The organism is uncultured Caulobacter sp. (genome assembly GCF_937900395.1).
In the GTDB taxonomy this organism is placed as follows: domain Bacteria; phylum Pseudomonadota; class Alphaproteobacteria; order Caulobacterales; family Caulobacteraceae; genus Caulobacter.
In genome coordinates this window covers 1-16,764 of sequence record NZ_CALCDX010000014.1, presented here as the reverse complement: position 1 = coordinate 16,764, position 16,764 = coordinate 1, and the positions used below count along the sequence as shown (strand labels likewise).

The following is a 16,764-nucleotide window of genomic DNA, read 5'->3' as shown; positions in this document are numbered from 1 at the left end:
GGGACTAGCGCGCCCCCATCTGGAACGGGACGGCCTTGACGGGAGCGCCAGCGGCGACGCGGTCCTGTCCCTCGACGATGACGCGCTCGCCAGGCTTCAGGCCTCGCGTCACCACGTAGTGGCCATTCACGACATCGCCGACGTCGACGGCGCGCGTCTCGACGAGGCCCCTGGCGTTCACCAGGCTGACGATCGGCTTGCCGCCGCTGTCTCTGAGCACCGCCTGCTGAGGCGCCAGGACCGCTCCCTGGATCGGCGCGCGCGGCAGACGGGCGCGGACGAACATGCCTGGCAGGAGCGCGCGATCGGGATTGTCGATCTGGACGCGCGCGATCGCGTCGCCGGTGGCGGGATCGACCGTCACGCCGGAGAACAGAATCTTCCCCTTGCGTGGGTAGGGCGCGCCGGAGGGCGACAGGATCTCGACCTCGCGGCCCGCGCCGCCGCCCGCCATGGCGCGGAGCGCTTCCAGACGCGCCGATGGCTGGCGGACATCGATATAGACCCGGTCGATCTGCTGGACGGTCGCCATGGGGCCAGCGCCGCCAGCGGTGACCAAAGCGCCCTCCGTGACCTGCGCCTCGCCGATCCGCCCGGAGATCGGGGCCGTCACGGTCGCGAAGCTGAGCTCGACGCCGCGGCGGCGCAGGGTCGCACGCGCTTCGGCGAGGTCAGCCTCGGCCTGGGCCTTGGCCGAAACCGCGTCGTCATAGCTCTGGCGGCTGATGGCGTCGGCCTCGACCAGCGGCGCTAGGCGCGAGACCTGGGCCCTGGCGCGGTCGGCGACCGCGATCGCGCGCGAAAGCGCGGCTTGAGCGCCTGCGGCCTCCGCCTGATAGGGCGTGGGATCGATCTGGAACAGCGGCTGGCCGGCCGAGACCTCGCCTCCCTGGTCAAAGAGCCGCCGGGTCACGACGCCGGACACCTGCGGACGGATCTCCGCGGTCCGGAAAGCGACCACCCGGCCCGGCAGATCATCCATCGGAGTGATGGTCGCGACTTGCGCGGTCGCCACGGCGACTTCGATGGGGGAGGGCGACGCGCCGACCTCGGCCTGACCGCAAGCGGCCAGGGTCGATGCGCTCAGCAAGAGGGCGGTGGCAATGCGCAGGTGACGGCGGTCCATGAAAGAGACAGGCTCCCGAGGCGCGCCCTCGAAGGCGCCGCGAGCCTATGCCCGAGGCCGGTTGCGTGATCGTGGAGGCAATGTTGCGACTTGGTGGAGGGCGCTAGCGCTGCCCGGAGAAGGGTGATTAGTGCTCCAACGATCCGCCCGCGGCCCGCATAGGAGATCCCGTGAACGCCCTGGTTCTGATCGTTGAAGACGAGCGCGAGATCGCGGAGATCCTCGTCGGCTATCTGGAGCGCGAGGGATTTAGGACCGTCACGGCGCGCGATGGCCAGACGGCGGTCGAGCTGCATCAGGCGCTGCGCCCCGACATCGTCCTGCTCGACGTCGGACTGCCCAAGCTGGACGGCTGGGAGGTCTTGGCGCAGCTGCGTCGGCGCGGGGCGACGCCCGTGATCATGCTGACGGCTCTGGACCAGGATCTCGACAAGCTGCAGGCGCTGCGGATCGGGGCGGACGATTATGTCGTCAAGCCCTTCAACCCCCTGGAGGTCGCCGCCCGCGCTAAGGCCGTGCTGCGCCGCGCCTCGGGCCGGGACGCGGCCTCGGTGGCGCGCGCCGGGCCGCTCGATGTCGATCCCGTCAATCACACCGCGATGGTGAACACGCCGGATGGCGCGCGCCGGCTGACCCTGACCCTGACCGAGTTCCGCCTATTGCTTCACATGGCTCAGGCTCCGATGCGCCTCTACACGCGCGCCGAGCTGCTGGACGCCTGCCTGTCGGGCGGCGACGCGCTGGAGCGGACCGTCGATAGCCACCTCAGCAAGCTGCGCAAGAAACTCGAGGCCGCCGGCGCGCCGGGCATGCTCTCCAACGTCCGGGGCTTGGGCTATCGCCTCCTGGGGGACCAATGAAAGCGCAGAGCCTTTCCCAGCGCCTCAACCTGGCGGTCGTCGGCATCACCCTGGCGACCCTGATCCTCAGTTTGATCTTCATTGCCTTCGCTTACGGGCTTCTATTTCAGTTCGCTCCCAAGCTGGTGTCGGCGGAAGACGCCATCCTGCCGGCTCCGGTGGAATGGGCGATGTACTCCGTCTGCATCGTGCTAGGCAGTATCGCCGCGAGCATGGTGGCGACCCGGGTGGCCAGACGCATGGTCGAGCCGCTTGAAACTTTGGCGGAGGCCGCACGTCAGATCGCTGGCGGAGACCTGTCGGCTCGGGCGAGCTTGACCGCTCCGGCGCCCACCGAGGCCAGCCAGATGATCGCCGACTTCAACGCCATGGCCGATCGGCTTGAGAAGGCCGTCGATGACATCGTCACCTGGAACAGCCTGATCGCCCACGAATTGCGGACTCCAGTCACGATCCTCAAGGGGCGGCTTCAGGGGCTCGCCGAGGGCGTCTTTCAGCCTGACCCCGTGCTCCTGCAATCGCTTCACCACCAGGCCGACGCCTTGGCGCGGCTTGTCGAGGACCTGCGGGTCGTCAGCCTGCTCGACAGCGGCCGCCTGCAGCTGCGGCCTGTCGAAATCGATCTGGCCTCCGAGATCGAGGGACTTGCCCGCCTCGTCGAACGCGACCTCGACAAGGCGGGCTTTGGCCTGCGCATGACCCTCACGAGCGGTCGCTGCATCGCCGATCCCGTCCGCCTGCGACAAGCGGTGCTGGCCCTCGTCGACAACGCGCTGAAGTACGCCGAACCCTGCGTCCTTGAAATCGCCACGCGCCTCTCGGACGCCGACGTCGCGATCAGTGTCATCGACGCGGGACCGGGGATGCCGGAGAGCCTCACCGCACGCGCTTTCGAGCCGTTCCGACGCGGAGACGACGTCGACCTGAAAGCCGGAACGGGCCTCGGCCTTGCCGTAGTACGCGGCATCGCCGAGGCCCATGGGGGGCACGTGAGCTACGAGCGCCGCGATGGGCGCTCAGCTTTCACGATTACGCTGCCCAAGAACTGCTAGCTGCATCCCGCCAATTCATACGGTCGCCCGGATCTACTGTAGGTGGGGCGAGGTCAATTGACGTCGCGTTCCTGAAAGGGGCCAAGGGGAGCTATTGAGTCATCGGCGACGTTCGGAAGGTCCGCTTTCCGATTGAGAGCCGCCGGCCCCACCACCGTCATCCCCGCGTTGCCTCGACCTGGCGCAATGCCGTCAGGAGAGCTGAGCCTGAGGCGCTAAGGCGCTCGTCCAAGTGGACGGTCGGTCTGGCTGGTCCCGAACAGCGGTGCGGGGGCCTGGTCGGCGGCGGCGGCAGCAGCTGCGGCGACTAGGCATAAGCCAACCGAAGTTCCAACGATGTCGGGTCTTGGCATGAGGCTGCTACCAATGTGGGTATCGACCTGAGCCGTTAGCCGCCCACGCTCGACGGACTATTCCGTGCTCTAGATTTTTTCAGCGTCGGCGATGTCTCGGGAATAAACGGCGTCTGGCGAGCGTCTCACGATCGAGGCGCTTGATCGTCTCGCCGTCCGGAGACCTCCCATGTCCTTGCGTCAAAAGAACTCGAAGCGGTCGGGAGGGAGAGCGTTGGCCCTTGTGGCGGCGCTGACGGCGACCCCGCTGGCCGCCAGCACACCACACATGGCGTTCATGAGCGCCAACGACGCGGCCATGAGCAAGATGATGGCGGGCATGGACATCAAGCCATCGGGTGACGTGGACCGCGACTTCGTGAACATGATGATCCCTCACCATCAGGGCGGCATCGACATGGCCGTCGCCGAGCTGCGCTATGGCAAGAACGAGCAACTTCGCCGGCTTGCCCAGGAGATCATTGTCGCCCAGCAGCAAGAGATCGCAGCTATGCGCCTGGCCATCGGCCAGCCCCCGCCGCCGCCAAGCGCCTCGCCGACGACGCCGATCCCGCACGGCCCGACGTCCTCCCATCATGAGGAGCGCTGAGATGAAGATCGCCCTGCTTCTGAGTTCGGCTCTGACGCTCTTGGCCGCCATGCCCGCAAACGCCGACCAGGCGCCGAGAAAGGCCCGCGACCCGGATACCGCCATCTCGCATCGCGATCGCGTCTATGCCGCCGAGCAGTTCTCCAACACCGTCTCGGTGACAGATCCTGTTGATAATCGCCTGCTAGGCTTCATCAAGCTGGGCGATCCGGCACCGGGCAATCTAAGTCCGCTCTATAGGGGGCAATTGCTCGTCCACGGCCTGGGCGCCTCGCCCGACCATAAGACACTAGCGGTCGTGTCGATCGGCTCGAACGCGGTCTCGTTCATCGATACGGCCACCAATACCGTCAAGCACACCACCTATATCGGACGCTCGCCCCACGAGGCGTTTTTCACGCCGGACGGCAAGGAAGTCTGGGTGACGGTGCGAGGCGAGAACTACATCTCGGTGATCGACGCCCAAACCTATGCCGAAACCGCGCGGATCGTCACGCCCGCCGGCCCCGGGATGGCGATCTTCTCGCCGGATGGGCGCTACGGCTATGTCTGCTCGTCGTTCAATCCCGAGACCGTGGTCATCGATGTCGCCACGCGTGAGATCGTCGGACGCGTCAAGCAACCCAGCCCCTTCTGTCCCAATATCGCCGCGACGCCCGATGGCGCCCAAGTGTGGTTCACGCTGAAGGACATCGGCAAGGTGGTCGCCTTCGAGGCGCGCCCGCCGTTCAACGTGCTAAAGACCTTGGATATCGGTCCAATCACCAACCACGTGAACTTCGCGCGCACCGACAGGGGCCAGTTCGCCTATGTCACCGTCGGGGGGAAGAACGAGGTGCAGGTGTTTCGAACCGACGACTTCTCCAAGGTGGCGACCATACCTGTCGGCAAGCTGCCGCACGGTCTGTGGCCTTCGGGGGATGGCGCGCGGATCTATGTCGGGTTGGAAAACGCGGACGCGCTTGCTGTGATCGATACGGCGACCAACAGCGTTGTCGCCAACGTGCCGATCGGCCAGGCTCCGCAGGCGTTGACCTACGTTCCCAACGCGGTCCCGGAAGGCCCCGGAACGCAAAACCTCCAGCTGCTCGGCCATGGCGGCGCGAGCACGCATCTCGCGTTGGCGCCCATCGGTGGGCGCGGCCAAGAACCCACCAGCGTGAGCCTTTTCGACCAAGGGCTCCTCCAGGTGCTGCAGGCGTCGGTCACCGGCCTCACGCCCAAACAAGCCTATGTCTTGGCCTTGGCGCGACAGGCTGACGGCTCTGGTCAACTCGAGCCTTTGGCAAGCTTCATGACAAACCCGGCCGGCGCGGCGATCGTCAATGCGATCGGGCCTATCCGGCAGGTGGTGCAAGCGCAAAGCGCGACGGAAAGGCGCTATCTGGTGATCGCGCCGGGAACAGCCATGCAACTTGGCCAGCCCGTTCAGGTTCAGGCCCGCTAGGGGCGCGCGCCCCGGAGATTCGTCGTGGACGACATGATCCGCCTGATTGAACCGTCGATCCCAAACCTGCGACGCTACGCGCGCTCGCTCGTGCGGGACGCCGCCGAAGCCGATGACCTCGTGCAAGATTGTCTGGAACGGGCGATAGCGCGCTGGGGACAGCGCAGGGGGGCGAGCGACGCCCGAAGTTGGCTCTTCTCGATCTTGCACAATCTGGCGATCAGCCGTTGGCGCCGTCTGGGCCGTCGCGGGCGAGAGATGTCCCTAGATGATCTCGGCGAGGCAGACTTGGCCGAGCGCCCCACCCAGCACGACGGTGTGGACCAAAGCGATATCCTCAAGTCCCTGGCGGCGCTGCCGCCCGACTACCGCTCTGTTCTCCTGTTAGTCGGTGTCGAGGACCTTTCGTACGCTCAGGCCGCAAAGGTGCTCGGCGTGCCGATCGGCACGGTGATGTCGCGGCTCTCGCGTGGTCGCGAGCGCCTCGCCCAGATCATGGCCAATGGTTCGGCCGCCCAAGTCCGAACGCCGCATCTGCGGAGGATCAAATGAGCGCCCCGCGCCCCATCAGCGAAGACGACCTTCACGCCTATGTCGACGAGGCTCTGTCCTCGACGCGTCGTCAGGAGGTGGAAGCCTATCTCGCCGCGCACCCTGACGAAGCCAAGCGTATCGGAAGCTATGTCGCCGATCGCGCCGTCTTGCGCGACGCTCTGGCTGGGATTGCCGAGGAGCCGATACCGCCAGAGCTAGGCTTGCGCGCCTTGATCGAGGCTCGTCGCATACGCCAAGCCCACTGGCGCCCCGCGATCGCAGCGGCGGCCGTCTTGGTGGTCGGAGGGTTAGCTGGATGGACGGCCAGGGGTGTTTTCGCGCCGCCGCCTAATGGGGTCGGCGCCTTGTCGCGCGAAGCGGCCGACAACTATCGGGTCTATGCGTCGGACGTTCACCGCCCTGTAGAGATGGATTCAGCGCAGAAGGCGGACCTGGTGCGGTGGGTGTCCAATCGCCTGCGCAGCCCCGTCGCGGTGCCGGACCTTAGCGGGGCGGGCTACCACTTTATCGGCGGGCGGCTGGTGACTACGCCGCATGGGCCGGCTGCCATGTTCATCTACGACGACGCCAACGGCTTGCGTCTGGCGGTGATGGTGCGGCCCATGGAGCGGGAGAAGAACGCCGCCATGGTCGAGCGCGAGGATGAGGATCTCAACGGCGTCTCCTGGGCGACCGACGGCCTTGGCTATAGCCTGGTCGCACCACGCTCGCCAAACGCGCTCTATCCTCTAGCAGACGAGGTCCGGCGTCAGGTCAAGGGCGGCTTCTAGCTCGACGACCATCGCCGAACGTACTGACGCGGTCGGGTCATTGCCCCGGATCAGGAGCGTCCGTGCGCGTTCAGGAAGGAGAGGACGGAGCGGTTGAAGGTCGCTGGCGCATGCCAGGGCGCAAAATGCCCGCACCCGGTCAGAATTTCGAGTTCAGCGCCAGGAATGGCGTTTGCGATCCAGGCCGCATGCGCTGGAAGAATGAACTCGTCATGATCACCAGCCGCGATCCTGACGGCCGTCGCCCGGATGCGGGAGACCTGGCCTGCGTCAAAGTTGAGCCTTGAGCTTTGCATTGTCCTCACCGCCCGGGCGAGCGCGGAGAAATCTGGGGCTGGCGAGAGCTCGGCGTAGTCAGCCGCGAGCCGCGGCCCGACCTGCTTCAAGATCGGAGCGTCTCCGGCGTTCGGACGCACGCCTGCCTGGTTCATATTCGCGCCGAAGGCGTAGATCGGTCCGAGACCGGCCGCAGGGTCCATAGCCAGCACGAGCGCGATAATCGCGCCGTCGCTCCAGCCGACGATCGCGGGCTGCTTCAGGCGCAGGCGCGCGATCAAGGCGCCGACATCCCCAGCCATCCGTTCATAGGTCAGCGGCGCTGAGCCCAGGGAGCTGCGGCCATGTCCCCGGCTATCGAACAGGATCACCTGGTAGCCGGCCTGGATCAAGGCGGGGATTTGGCCGTCCCAGACCCTGTGGCTCGATAGGCCTCCGTGAAGAAGGATCACCGGCGGGCCTTTTCCGACGACGTCGTACCAGAGCCTGGCGCCATCCCGCTCGAAGTAGCCCTCGGCGCTCGCCTCGCTTGGCGCCGTCGCGCATCCGGCCAGAGTCCTTAGCGCCAACAGGCCGCCAGCCGTGTTTAGGAGAAACCGCCGCCGGATCACAGCGCCACCCGCAGGCCGTCGATGCGGCGGATGCCTGCATAGCCTTCGATCTTCGGCGGCGGCCCCGCCAGGCGCAGGCTGGGCAAGCGACGGCTGAGCGCCATCAGGCCCTCCTCAAGTTCCAGGCGCGCGAGCGCCTCGCCGATGCAACGATGCGCTCCGCCGCCAAACGCCAGCGGCCATCGCGGATGGTCCGTCCGGTCGATGATGAAGGCGTCGGGATTGGAGAACCGGGCGGGATCGCGCATCGCCGACAGTGTCGAAAGCGATACGAGCCGTCCAGCGGGGATGGTCGCCCCGTCCAGCACGATCTCCTCCATCGCGTAACGCGGAATGGAGCCAACGGCCGGTTGCACCCGCAGCGCCTCGGCGACGGTCGCGCGGGCCAGGTCTAGGTCGTCGCCGAGCCGCCGCCAGGCTTGGCCGGTCGCCAACACCAGCCCAACCTGGATCGCCATCGCGGTTCGCGTTGTGTCGCTGGCGCCGATGATCAGGGTCACAAGCTGGGCGACGGCCTCGGCCTGAGTGAGCGCTTCGGCGCCGACGGCCGCGACCATGTTGTTCATCAGCTCCGAGCGCGGGCCTTCGCCCGCCATGGCCTCGGCCAAGGCCTGTTCGACATAGGCCGTGAGCCGTGTGGCGCCCTCGACCATTTCCCCCATGTCCTCGCCGGGCAGGGAAGGCGCGAAGGCTGGGGAGGCCTGATAGACCCAGCGCGCGAACGCTTGGGCGTCGCCTGACGGCGCGCCCAGCAGCCGGCTCATCACCAACGGTGGCAAGGGCGCGCAGAACGCGGTCATCAGATCGATCTCGTCTTCGGTCCCGCGCTTGGTCTCAACGTCGTCGATCAGGCTTTCGGCCGCCGAGCGAACGGTGTCGCGCAAGGCTTCCACGGCGCGGAACGCCAGGACGCGGGACATCGGCGCACGGCGCCGCCGGTGCGCATCGCCCTCCGACATCAGCAGAGACTCGACGAGCAGGTCATGTAGCGGTCCTGGGGGGACGCCGCGGATGCGGCTGTAGAGTCCGCCATCGATCTGCCGCGTCCGGCCATCGGTCAGCAAGGCCTCGACATCGGCGGCGCGCAGTACAAGGCAAGCGCCGTCCTCGCGCTGAATGACCGGCGTCCTGACCCGCCAGTATCGAAAGACGGCGTGCGGATCACTCTCCAGCGCTGAGGAGGGGACGAAGGGCGGCTGGCCCGTCGAATAGCCATCCTGGGCAGCATGATCGGGACGTTGAGGGAAAGCGGTCATCGTGAGGTCCTCGGCGAACGGCCGATAAGCCCTTCAATGGCTCCGACCGATCGATCGACCCTGCTGATCGGATATCACCTCCGCGTTGCAGCGAAGGTGCTAATCGATGACCGTTGTAACGTGGCGCGCGCGGACTAGCGCGACTTGCGCTCCAGGACGTCTATGGCGCGTCTCAGCCGCCCGTCGGTGACGCGCAGCTTGATCTCATCCGACACCAGGGACGCCAGATTGGTGAGGATCGCTTGTTGGGTGGCGTCCAGCGTGCGCGGTTTGGTGTCGATCACACAGAGCGAGCCCAGTGTGAAGCCGTCGGGATCGACGATCGGGCAGCCGGCGTAGAACCGAAAGTGCGGCGTGTCGGCGACGGCGGGATTGTCCGCGAAGCGCGGGTCGGCCGACAGGTCCTCCGACACCATGCAGCGCCGTTCCAGGATGGTATGGTTGCAGAACGCCCAGCTGCGCGGCGTGTCGGCCATGTCCAGGCCGTGACGCGACTTGAACCACTGGCGGGTCGGGGTCAGCAGGGTGATCAGCGAGATCGGCATGCCCAGCGTCTGGGCCGCCAGCCAGGTCAGCCTGTCAAACGCGTCCTCGGGCGGGGTGTCCACGAGGCCCGAACGCTCGAGCGCCAGCAGGCGCTGGGATTCGTTGGCGGGCAGCGGGACGTTTGAGCTGTCCTCGGGGGCGGCTGGAGGCGGCGTCGGCCCCCGCACCGCCGTCTCGGCGGCCTCGGCCAGGGTGTTCAGGTCCTCAACGAAGCCGACCCGACCGCCGGCCGCTTCGGCGAAGGCTGCGGTCTGGGCCTTGGGACCGAGAAGTAGGATCGCCGTCTGCGACAGCGCTGGATCAGACGCCAGGGCTCGCAGCAGCTCGGCCGCCGTCGGCAAGGAGCCCGCGTCGATCACCACGGCGGCCGGCGAACGTCCGCCGATGTTCAGCAGGGCGGAAAACGGCTCGGGATAGGCGTCGACGAAGCAGGAGGGCGCTCGCGCCAGCTGCGCGGTCAACGCCGGCAGGGCTTCGGGAGCGGCGATGACGATCACCCGCGCCGACACCGGCAGAGCCAAGGCCTCGCCGGGCACCAGCGCCAGCACGTCCGACCGATAGACGCGGCGATGACCGCCCGGCGTCTTCCACGATGGGATCGATCCGCCTTCGATCAGCAACTGCGCCGTGCGCACCGACACGCCCAGAATCTTCGCCACGTCCGTGGTGGTCAGGATGTCCTTCTCGGCCGTGTCCATCGTGTCTCCGGGCCTAGCGCCACGGCGAACAGATGCCTACCCCGCCTTGCCTTGACAAGGTCAAAATTCGATGCATTTGATGAAATTGATAGATTTGATACCTCATTCTGAGTTTGGAGTATGACCGTGATCGACCACCTCCCCAGCGACCATCCCGACTTCGCCGCCCGGGTCGCGGCCAACCAGGCCGAGCGGACGGTCAATCTGAAGTCGACCTACGATTTCATCGTCTGCGGCGCGGGCAGCGCCGGCTCGGTGCTGGCCCGGCGATTGGCGGAGAACCCCGCCGTCCAGGTGCTGCTCATCGAAGCGGGGGGCGGCGACGAGCGCGCCAGCGTGATGGAGCCCGCGGCCTGGCCGACCAACCTGGGTGGCGACACTGATTGGGGTTTCGTGGCCGAGCCCGATCCCGAGCTGAACGGACGCGCCATGCCGATGTCGATGGGCAAGGTCTGCGGCGGCGGCTCCAGCATCAATGTCATGGTGTGGGCGCGCGGCCACCGCAGCGACTGGGACCACTTCGCTGAGGAAAGCGGGGATAGCTCCTGGGGCTACGACGCCGTGCTAGGCATCTATCGGGAGCTCGAGAACTGGCAGGGCGCGCCCGACCCCCTGCGGCGAGGGACGGGTGGGCCGGTCTATGTGCAGCCGGCGCCGGACCCGGGCCCGGCCGCCCACGCCATGGTCGACGCCGCCCAGGAGCTCGGCATACCGACCTACGCCTCGCCGAACGGCGAGATGATGGAGAGCCCGGGCGGCTGCGCGATCAGCGATGTGCTGATCCGCGACGGCAAGCGTCATTCCATCTTCCGGGCCTTCACCTATCCGTATCTCGACCGGCTCAACCTGACCCTGCTGACCGACACCCTCGTCAACCGGGTCATGATCCAAGGCGGCCGAGCCATTGGCGTCGAGGCCGTCCGCAACGGCGCGCTCCATCGCTTCGGGGCGGCCCACGAGGTGATCCTGTGCCTGGGCGCGATCCAGACGCCGACCGTCCTGATGCGATCAGGCGTCGGCGAAGAGGCCGAGCTGCGCGCCCACGACATCAAGGTGGCGCAAAGCCTGCCTGGCGTCGGCGCGAACCTTCAGGACCACGTCTCGTTCGGCTGCATCTGGGAATACAAGGAACCCATCGCGCCGCGAAACAGCGGCAGCGAAGCCACGCTCTACTGGAAGTCGGAGGCGGTTCTGACCGAGCCGGACTTGCTGTTCTGCCAGGTCGAGTTCCCGGTCCCGAGCCCCGAGACGGCCGGGCGCGGCGTTCCCGAGCACGGCTGGACCATGTTCGCGGGCCTGGCTCATCCCAAGAGCCGCGGCCGGGTGCGGCTGGCCTCGGCCGATCCGACGATCGCCCCGCGGATCGAGCTGAACACCTTCAGCCACCCGGACGACCTGAAGACCGCGCTCGCTTGCGTGGAGCTCTGCCGCGACCTCGGCAACACCCAGGCCTTCGCCCCCTTGGTCACCCGCGAAGCCTTGCCGGGGCCGCTGAACAAGGCGGATATGGAGCAATATGTGCGGGACGCGGCGGTGACCTACTGGCACCAGACCTGCTCGGCCAAGATGGGGCGGGACGCGATGTCGGTGGTCGACGCCAGTCTGCGCGTCTATGGCGTCGAAGGGCTGCGGGTCGCCGATGGCTCGATCATGCCCAAGGTCGCGACGGGCAACACCATGGCCCCCTGTGTGATCATTGGTGAGAAGGCTTCTCGTTACATCCGCGCCGATCACGGACTCTGACCGCGACGCGGCCGCGCCTTTGAGGTCGTGGCCGCGTCTGTCCCATGCGTTGAATTTCAAGAAAGCCGGATGCATGCAGCACGCCCAAAGACACGTCCTTGTGGTGGACGATGACCCGCGGACCCGAGACGAATTCCAAGGCTATCTGAGCGCCTACGCCTTTCAGGTCAGCACGGCGCCGGACGGCGCGGCCATGAAGCGGATCCTGGCCGCGCGGCCGGTGGATCTTGTCGTCCTGGACCTGGAGCTGGGCGCCGAGAACGGGCTTGATTTGATGCGGGGCGTCATCGATCGCGACGTGGCGCCCGTGATCAGCCTCACCGGCGCGCCGGGAGAGGCGCCGGACAAGGTCGTGGCGCTGGAGCTGGGCGCCGATGACTGCATGAGCAAGCCGGTCAGCCCGCGCGAGCTGCTCGCCAGGATCCGCACCGTGTTGCGGCGCGCGGGACCGGCGCGATCGGCGCGCGTGCGCCAACGCGTCCGCTGGCGCTTCGTCGGCTGGGAAGCCGATATGCGACGACGCAGTCTGACCGCGCCGACCGGTGAGGTGGTCAAGCTGACGGCCGCCGAGTTCAACCTGCTCGCGGCGCTGCTCAAGGCGCCCCGTCAGGTGCTCAGTCGTCAGCAATTGGTGGCGGCCTGTCGCGTGCATCCCGACGAAGTCACCGATCGCAGCATCGACGTGATGATCCTGCGCTTGCGCCGAAAATTGGCCGGCTGGCCCGATGGTCAGCGCATCATCCGCACCGAGCGCGGCGAAGGTTACGCCCTCACCGTGCCGGTCGAAACGGTCTAACGCCGCGCCGTCTCGGCGGGGAATTCGTTGGTTCAGGCCGGCTCCACTTCGGCCTGGAACGCGTAGCCCACGCCGCGCACTGTCTCGATCACCGCGCGGCCCTGCCGGCCGCTCCGCAACTTGCCGCGTAACCGCCGAATCTGGGTGTCGATGGCCCGGTCGAAGAGATCCCCGGGCGCGCCGGTCACGCGTAGCAGATCCTCGCGCGACAGGACTTTTCGCGGGGCGCGCAGGAACGCCGAGAGCAAGTCGAACTCCCTCCGCGTCAGCCGAACCGGCGCTTGCCCGTCCTGGCGCAGAAGGCGCGTGGCGTCGTCCAGGTCCCAGGCGCCGAAGCGCAGGCGCGTGAAGGCGCCCTCGATGAGGCGTCGCGCGAGGCTTCGCCGCCGGAGAATGGTTCGAATGCGCGCCATCAATTCACGCAGGTCGATCGGACTGACGAGATAGTCGTCAGCCCCCATTTCCAACCGGCCGCCAGAATAACGGGGCCAACGAACAAGCGGTCGCGATCCTCCGCGGCCTGACGGCGCGTCGGATCGCCTTCGATTTTCAAGGGAGCTGACGGCATGCGGCGATCCTGAGCGGCGCGCGTGTCGGCTCCATTGCGTAACAGCGCCAAGCCGTTACCGCCGTAACACGACGGCGGCCCATGGGGGCTTGGCCAGGCTCGCTTGGCCGGACATCCTCGCCCGTTGATGACCCCTAATGGAGAAAAAGACCGCGCATGCCGAAAGTCTCGTGGCGCCCAGCTCTGATATTTGGCGCGTTCCTCGCGGGCGGCCTGCTGTTGTTGGCCTGGCCCGGCGATAGTCTCGCCCAAACCGCCGCCACGGCGAGGATGATGACGCGAAGCGACCAGACCGCCTCGGTTCTTCGCGGGCGGATCGTTCCGCCGCACGAGGAGACAATCAAGGCCTACATGGACGCGGGTGCGAAGGAGACCAAGGCCCATGTCCTCACCGAACGTGAATGGGCCTTGGTCGAGGACGCGATCGCCGACCTTCCCGAACTCTACCGACGCGTCCTAGAGCAACGCCTAGCCCGGCTCAGTTTCGTCGACGCGCCGGCCAGCCTGGGCACGGCCCTGACGCGCGCTTCCGGGGGACCCAACGGGGAGTCGATGTTCGACATCACCATACGCGCCGAGGTGCTCGAACAATCGCTGTGGGAGTTCCTCACGCAGAAGGAGGCGGCGCTCTTTTTTCCCGACGGGTCGGGTTACAGCGTTCGGGTCTCGGCAGGGGACACGGCGGCCTTGACCTACATCCTGCTGCACGAGGCCACGCATGTGGTCGATCGCACGCTGGACGTCACCACGGGCGGCGGGCCTTTCAAGGCGGTATGGGTTGATTATCGGAGCTTGGCGCAGCCCTATGCGGGCAGTGCGGCCTCACGCTCCGTCTATCGACGTGCACCCAAACTTCCGCTCTCCCAAAGCCCGGCGCTCTACCGATCGCTGGCGCAGACGCCTTTCGTGTCGCTGTACTCCACGGCGTCGGCGGGCGAGGACTTCGCCGAGCTCATGGCTTGGCGAGCGCTTTCCAGTCGTTTTGCGACGCCGCTGAAGATCCAGGTGCTGGACGAGCGCGGCGCCGAAATCGTCTCGATCGAGCCGCTCAAGTCACCCTCCGTTCGACTGCGTCTCGAGGCGGCCGAAGCGGTTCTGGCGCGGGCCAGCGCGGCGGCGCCGGAGAAGAGCTGAAACATCGACGGCGGGCTTCGAGGCCCGCCGCCACTCGGCCGGTTCAAGCTGGAGGTCACGACGCAGGTCGGGGGCGCCGATCTTCCGTCTGGGCCGGAAGGACGCGCGCTGGAGGCGTCGCGTCGAAGTCGTCGTCCCGAGGGTCGGGGGGAGGGGACGAATGAGGTGAGCGCCTTGGGCCTATCCATCCCGATGCTCGCAGGGCGGAAGAACGCGGCGCTTTCTTGAGATCGACTGTCGTTGTTACCGGTCGGCTTCGCAATCAAAGGACGGTTTCAGCGGTAATAGTTGGGCTATCGGTGTCGATCCTGTCTCTAGGCATGGGTGGACAAGACCGATGCGATCGCCGCGGCGGCCAGGGCGAAGCTTATGAGGGCGCGGCGAAGCAATCCGGACATTTCGGCTCAACGACCGACCGGAGCGACAGCGGCCATGCCGGTTTCAGGCGTCGAGCGTCCTTCATCGGGCGCCAAGCTCTGGGGCGCAGTCCGGCGGGTTGAGCGTACGGCGCGTACATCGGGCCGGAGCGTGCTCTGCTTCGGGAATCTGCTCGCCTGGTTGATCAGCCAGAGCAGACCTGGCGCTCCGTCATCGGACGCCGGCGTCGCGGGGCGCGCGTCTTCAGAGGTCGTGGCGGCCGTCAGTCGCAAATCGCCCGAGCAAGCCGCGCCCCACGGGGCGTGGAGCGCGATCGCGGGGCTGCCGAGCCGCAGAGATTGCCGTGCGCCGTCGTCAGCCCGCGGGTCGCTGGGCGCGCGGCAGTCGCCGCCGCCGCTGATCCGGATCTGGTAGCGGCCGAGCTCGATGCCGATGGGGGCGGCTTTCTCGATCGACGCCGAGGGCGAGGAGGCCGGCGCGCACGCCGAGATCAAGCCGACGAGGAGAAGCGGCGCGAAGGTCTTTATGATCGAATCCGTAAGAACGATATCGATCGCGTGATGACGCGCCCCGGCTACGGCGAGAGGACAGGTTCGGGCTTTTCGGTTTCAGTCGTAGCCGAAGCGCCCTTTGGGGCTAGGTCGCCCCCGGTCGATCTGTCCGCGCGCGGCGGCTCAGGAGCGCGCGAGCGCCCAGGGCGAGGAAGCCCGCGGTCAGGCCCCAGAAGGCCGAGCCGACGCCCAGAAGGGTCACGCCAGAGGCGGTGGCCAGGAAGGTGACGATGGCCGGGTCGCGGTCGGCGTTCGACGCCAACATCGACTCGAGCGCGCCCAGGAGGGCCGGGATCAGGGCCAGCCCCGTCAGCGCCGCGATTACGGCATGCGGCAACGCCAGGAAGACGCCGACCAGGAAGGGCGAGAACAGCGCCAGCAGCAGATAGACGCCGGCGTAGATCACGCCGACCACCCAGCGCCGCGTCGCGTCGGGATGGGCTTCCGGATTGGTGCAGATGGCCGCGGTGATGGCCGCCAGATTCACGCCATGAGCGCCAAACGGCGCCGCCAGCAAGGACGCCAGGCCAACTCCGGCGAGCAGCGGGCGGGGCGGCGGGCGATAGCCGGCCGTGCGCAACACCACCAGGCCGGGCAGGTTCTGAGAGACCAAGGTGACCAGGAAGAGCGGCAGGGCGAGGCTGACGATCGCCGCGGGCTGAAAGAGGGGCGCCTGCGGCGCCAGCATCCCCAGGACGTGGCCCGAGGACGGCAAGGAGAGGTCTCCGCGCGCCAGCGTCAGCGCCACCCCGGCCGTCAGGGCCAGAAGCGTGGCATAGAGCGGCGCGCGCTGCCGGGCCGCGAGGAAGACCGCCAGGATCACGCCGACCAGAACCGGGTCCACCGTGGCGGTGCGAAACAGGGTCAGGCAGAACGGCAGCAGGACGCCGGCCAGCATGGCGGAGGCGACGGCGTTCGGAATCCTCTCGGCCAGTCGACCCAGGGCCGGAACCAAGCCGAGCACGATCGCCAGCACGGCCGAGATCACGAAAACGCCAATCGCGACGGGCCATGAGAGCTGAGCGGTGGTCCCCGCCAGCAGGGCCGCGCCCGGCGTCGACCAGGCGAGCACGACGGGCATCCGCAGCCCGACCGACAGCGCGCCGCCGGCGAGACCAATCCCCAGGCAGAGGGCGGTGACGGCTGAGCCTGTCTGTTCAGGGCTGGCGCCCATGACCTTCATGGCTTGGACGACCAGCGCGACCGTGCCGCCAAAACCGATGAGGGCGGCGATCAGGGCGGCGGACCAAGCGGTGACGGGGGGTGTTTTGAAGGCCATGAAGCTTGCCGCATAGCAGGAGAGCGACGGCGACTTCCAGCCGCCATCGGGGAAGCCGCCGACGCGGGGGATGCGTCGGCGGCTGGCTTAACGGGTCTTGAGAAGACCTTGGCGCTACTTCGTCTTTTCACCGGCCGCCGTCGCCGCCTTGTCAATGACATTGGCGACGGCCTCGG

The 16,764-nt window shown here is 67.4% G+C and carries 15 protein-coding genes; 9 read left to right on the top strand and 6 right to left on the bottom strand.

Features of this window, described 5'->3' with window-relative positions; all coding sequences use genetic code 11:
• Nucleotides 1-4 precede the first annotated feature (4 nt).
• Nucleotides 5-1,126 carry an efflux RND transporter periplasmic adaptor subunit gene (locus Q0379_RS00995; protein WP_299003252.1) on the bottom strand — a complete coding sequence of 374 codons (1,122 nt, stop codon included), beginning with the start codon at nt 1,124-1,126 and terminating at the stop codon, nt 5-7.
• Between the two features lie 170 nt (nt 1,127-1,296).
• Between Q0379_RS00995 and Q0379_RS00990 the strand changes: the two genes are divergently transcribed.
• The 6 genes from Q0379_RS00990 (at nt 1,297) to Q0379_RS00965 (ending at nt 6,752) form a co-directional block, all read left to right on the top strand.
• Complete coding sequence (locus Q0379_RS00990; protein ID WP_299003249.1) at nt 1,297-1,986, top strand: response regulator; 690 nt, start codon at nt 1,297-1,299, stop codon at nt 1,984-1,986.
• Nucleotides 1,983-3,038 carry a HAMP domain-containing sensor histidine kinase gene (locus Q0379_RS00985; protein WP_299003246.1) on the top strand — a complete coding sequence of 352 codons (1,056 nt, stop codon included), beginning with the start codon at nt 1,983-1,985 and terminating at the stop codon, nt 3,036-3,038. The genes Q0379_RS00990 and Q0379_RS00985 overlap by 4 nt, the downstream gene beginning before the upstream one ends.
• A gap of 576 nt (nt 3,039-3,614) precedes the next feature.
• Nucleotides 3,615-3,980 carry a DUF305 domain-containing protein gene (locus tag Q0379_RS00980; RefSeq protein WP_299003245.1) on the top strand — a complete coding sequence of 122 codons (366 nt, stop codon included), beginning with the start codon at nt 3,615-3,617 and terminating at the stop codon, nt 3,978-3,980.
• A gap of 1 nt (nt 3,981) precedes the next feature.
• Complete coding sequence (locus Q0379_RS00975) at nt 3,982-5,427, top strand: YncE family protein (protein ID WP_299003241.1); 1,446 nt, start codon at nt 3,982-3,984, stop codon at nt 5,425-5,427.
• Nucleotides 5,428-5,460: 33 nt separating this feature from the next.
• On the top strand, nt 5,461-5,979 hold the full coding sequence (locus Q0379_RS00970) for a sigma-70 family RNA polymerase sigma factor (protein WP_299003348.1): 519 nt from the start codon (nt 5,461-5,463) through the stop codon (nt 5,977-5,979).
• A complete protein-coding gene (locus tag Q0379_RS00965; protein ID WP_299003235.1) occupies nt 5,976-6,752 on the top strand; it encodes an anti-sigma factor in 777 nt (258 codons plus the stop codon). The genes Q0379_RS00970 and Q0379_RS00965 overlap by 4 nt, the downstream gene beginning before the upstream one ends.
• A gap of 50 nt (nt 6,753-6,802) precedes the next feature.
• Here Q0379_RS00965 and Q0379_RS00960 read toward each other — a convergent pair whose 3' ends face one another.
• The 3 genes from Q0379_RS00960 to Q0379_RS00950 form a co-directional block, all read right to left on the bottom strand.
• Nucleotides 6,803-7,480 carry an alpha/beta fold hydrolase gene (locus Q0379_RS00960; protein WP_299003346.1) on the bottom strand — a complete coding sequence of 226 codons (678 nt, stop codon included), beginning with the start codon at nt 7,478-7,480 and terminating at the stop codon, nt 6,803-6,805.
• Between the two features lie 155 nt (nt 7,481-7,635).
• Nucleotides 7,636-8,895, bottom strand: coding sequence for a cytochrome P450 (locus tag Q0379_RS00955; protein ID WP_299003232.1), 1,260 nt, complete (start codon nt 8,893-8,895; stop codon nt 7,636-7,638).
• Between the two features lie 134 nt (nt 8,896-9,029).
• Nucleotides 9,030-10,139, bottom strand: coding sequence for a GAF domain-containing protein (locus Q0379_RS00950; protein WP_299003229.1), 1,110 nt, complete (start codon nt 10,137-10,139; stop codon nt 9,030-9,032).
• Nucleotides 10,140-10,265: 126 nt separating this feature from the next.
• Here Q0379_RS00950 and Q0379_RS00945 point away from each other — a divergent pair, with 126 nt between their 5' ends.
• Together Q0379_RS00945 and Q0379_RS00940 are read left to right on the top strand one after the other, a co-directional pair.
• On the top strand, nt 10,266-11,882 hold the full coding sequence (locus tag Q0379_RS00945; protein WP_299003227.1) for a GMC family oxidoreductase N-terminal domain-containing protein: 1,617 nt from the start codon (nt 10,266-10,268) through the stop codon (nt 11,880-11,882).
• 73 nt (nt 11,883-11,955) lie between these two features.
• The gene (locus Q0379_RS00940; protein WP_299003225.1) at nt 11,956-12,678 is read left to right on the top strand and encodes a response regulator; all 723 of its coding nucleotides are present in this window, start codon (nt 11,956-11,958) and stop codon (nt 12,676-12,678) included.
• A gap of 32 nt (nt 12,679-12,710) precedes the next feature.
• Here the strand turns inward: Q0379_RS00940 and Q0379_RS00935 are convergent, their stop codons facing one another.
• A complete protein-coding gene (locus Q0379_RS00935) occupies nt 12,711-13,139 on the bottom strand; it encodes a response regulator transcription factor (protein ID WP_299003222.1) in 429 nt (142 codons plus the stop codon).
• A 329-nt stretch (nt 13,140-13,468) separates the two neighbouring features.
• Here Q0379_RS00935 and Q0379_RS00930 point away from each other — a divergent pair, with 329 nt between their 5' ends.
• Nucleotides 13,469-14,380 (top strand): hypothetical protein, encoded by a 912-nt coding sequence (locus Q0379_RS00930; protein WP_299003220.1) that lies wholly within the window; start codon nt 13,469-13,471, stop codon nt 14,378-14,380.
• A 1,014-nt stretch (nt 14,381-15,394) separates the two neighbouring features.
• On the opposite strand, the gene Q0379_RS00925 is transcribed toward Q0379_RS00930, so the two are convergent.
• Complete coding sequence (locus Q0379_RS00925) at nt 15,395-16,588, bottom strand: benzoate/H(+) symporter BenE family transporter (protein ID WP_299003217.1); 1,194 nt, start codon at nt 16,586-16,588, stop codon at nt 15,395-15,397.
• Nucleotides 16,589-16,764: the final 176 nt, after the last annotated feature.

Excerpts from the sequence above, each read along its gene's own strand:
- Q0379_RS00995 (WP_299003252.1), bottom strand. The coding sequence starts at position 1,126 with ATGGACCGCCGTCACCTGCGCATTGCCACCGCCCTCTTGCTGAGCGCA.
- Q0379_RS00985 (WP_299003246.1), top strand. The coding sequence starts at position 1,983 with ATGAAAGCGCAGAGCCTTTCCCAGCGCCTCAACCTGGCGGTCGTCGGC.
- Q0379_RS00975 (WP_299003241.1), top strand. The coding sequence starts at position 3,982 with ATGAAGATCGCCCTGCTTCTGAGTTCGGCTCTGACGCTCTTGGCCGCC.
- Q0379_RS00970 (WP_299003348.1), top strand. The coding sequence starts at position 5,461 with ATGATCCGCCTGATTGAACCGTCGATCCCAAACCTGCGACGCTACGCG.
- Q0379_RS00965 (WP_299003235.1), top strand. The coding sequence starts at position 5,976 with ATGAGCGCCCCGCGCCCCATCAGCGAAGACGACCTTCACGCCTATGTC.
- Q0379_RS00955 (WP_299003232.1), bottom strand. The coding sequence starts at position 8,895 with ATGACCGCTTTCCCTCAACGTCCCGATCATGCTGCCCAGGATGGCTAT.
- Q0379_RS00950 (WP_299003229.1), bottom strand. The coding sequence starts at position 10,139 with ATGGACACGGCCGAGAAGGACATCCTGACCACCACGGACGTGGCGAAG.
- Q0379_RS00940 (WP_299003225.1), top strand. The coding sequence starts at position 11,956 with ATGCAGCACGCCCAAAGACACGTCCTTGTGGTGGACGATGACCCGCGG.
- Q0379_RS00935 (WP_299003222.1), bottom strand. The coding sequence starts at position 13,139 with ATGGGGGCTGACGACTATCTCGTCAGTCCGATCGACCTGCGTGAATTG.
- Q0379_RS00925 (WP_299003217.1), bottom strand. The coding sequence starts at position 16,588 with ATGGCCTTCAAAACACCCCCCGTCACCGCTTGGTCCGCCGCCCTGATC.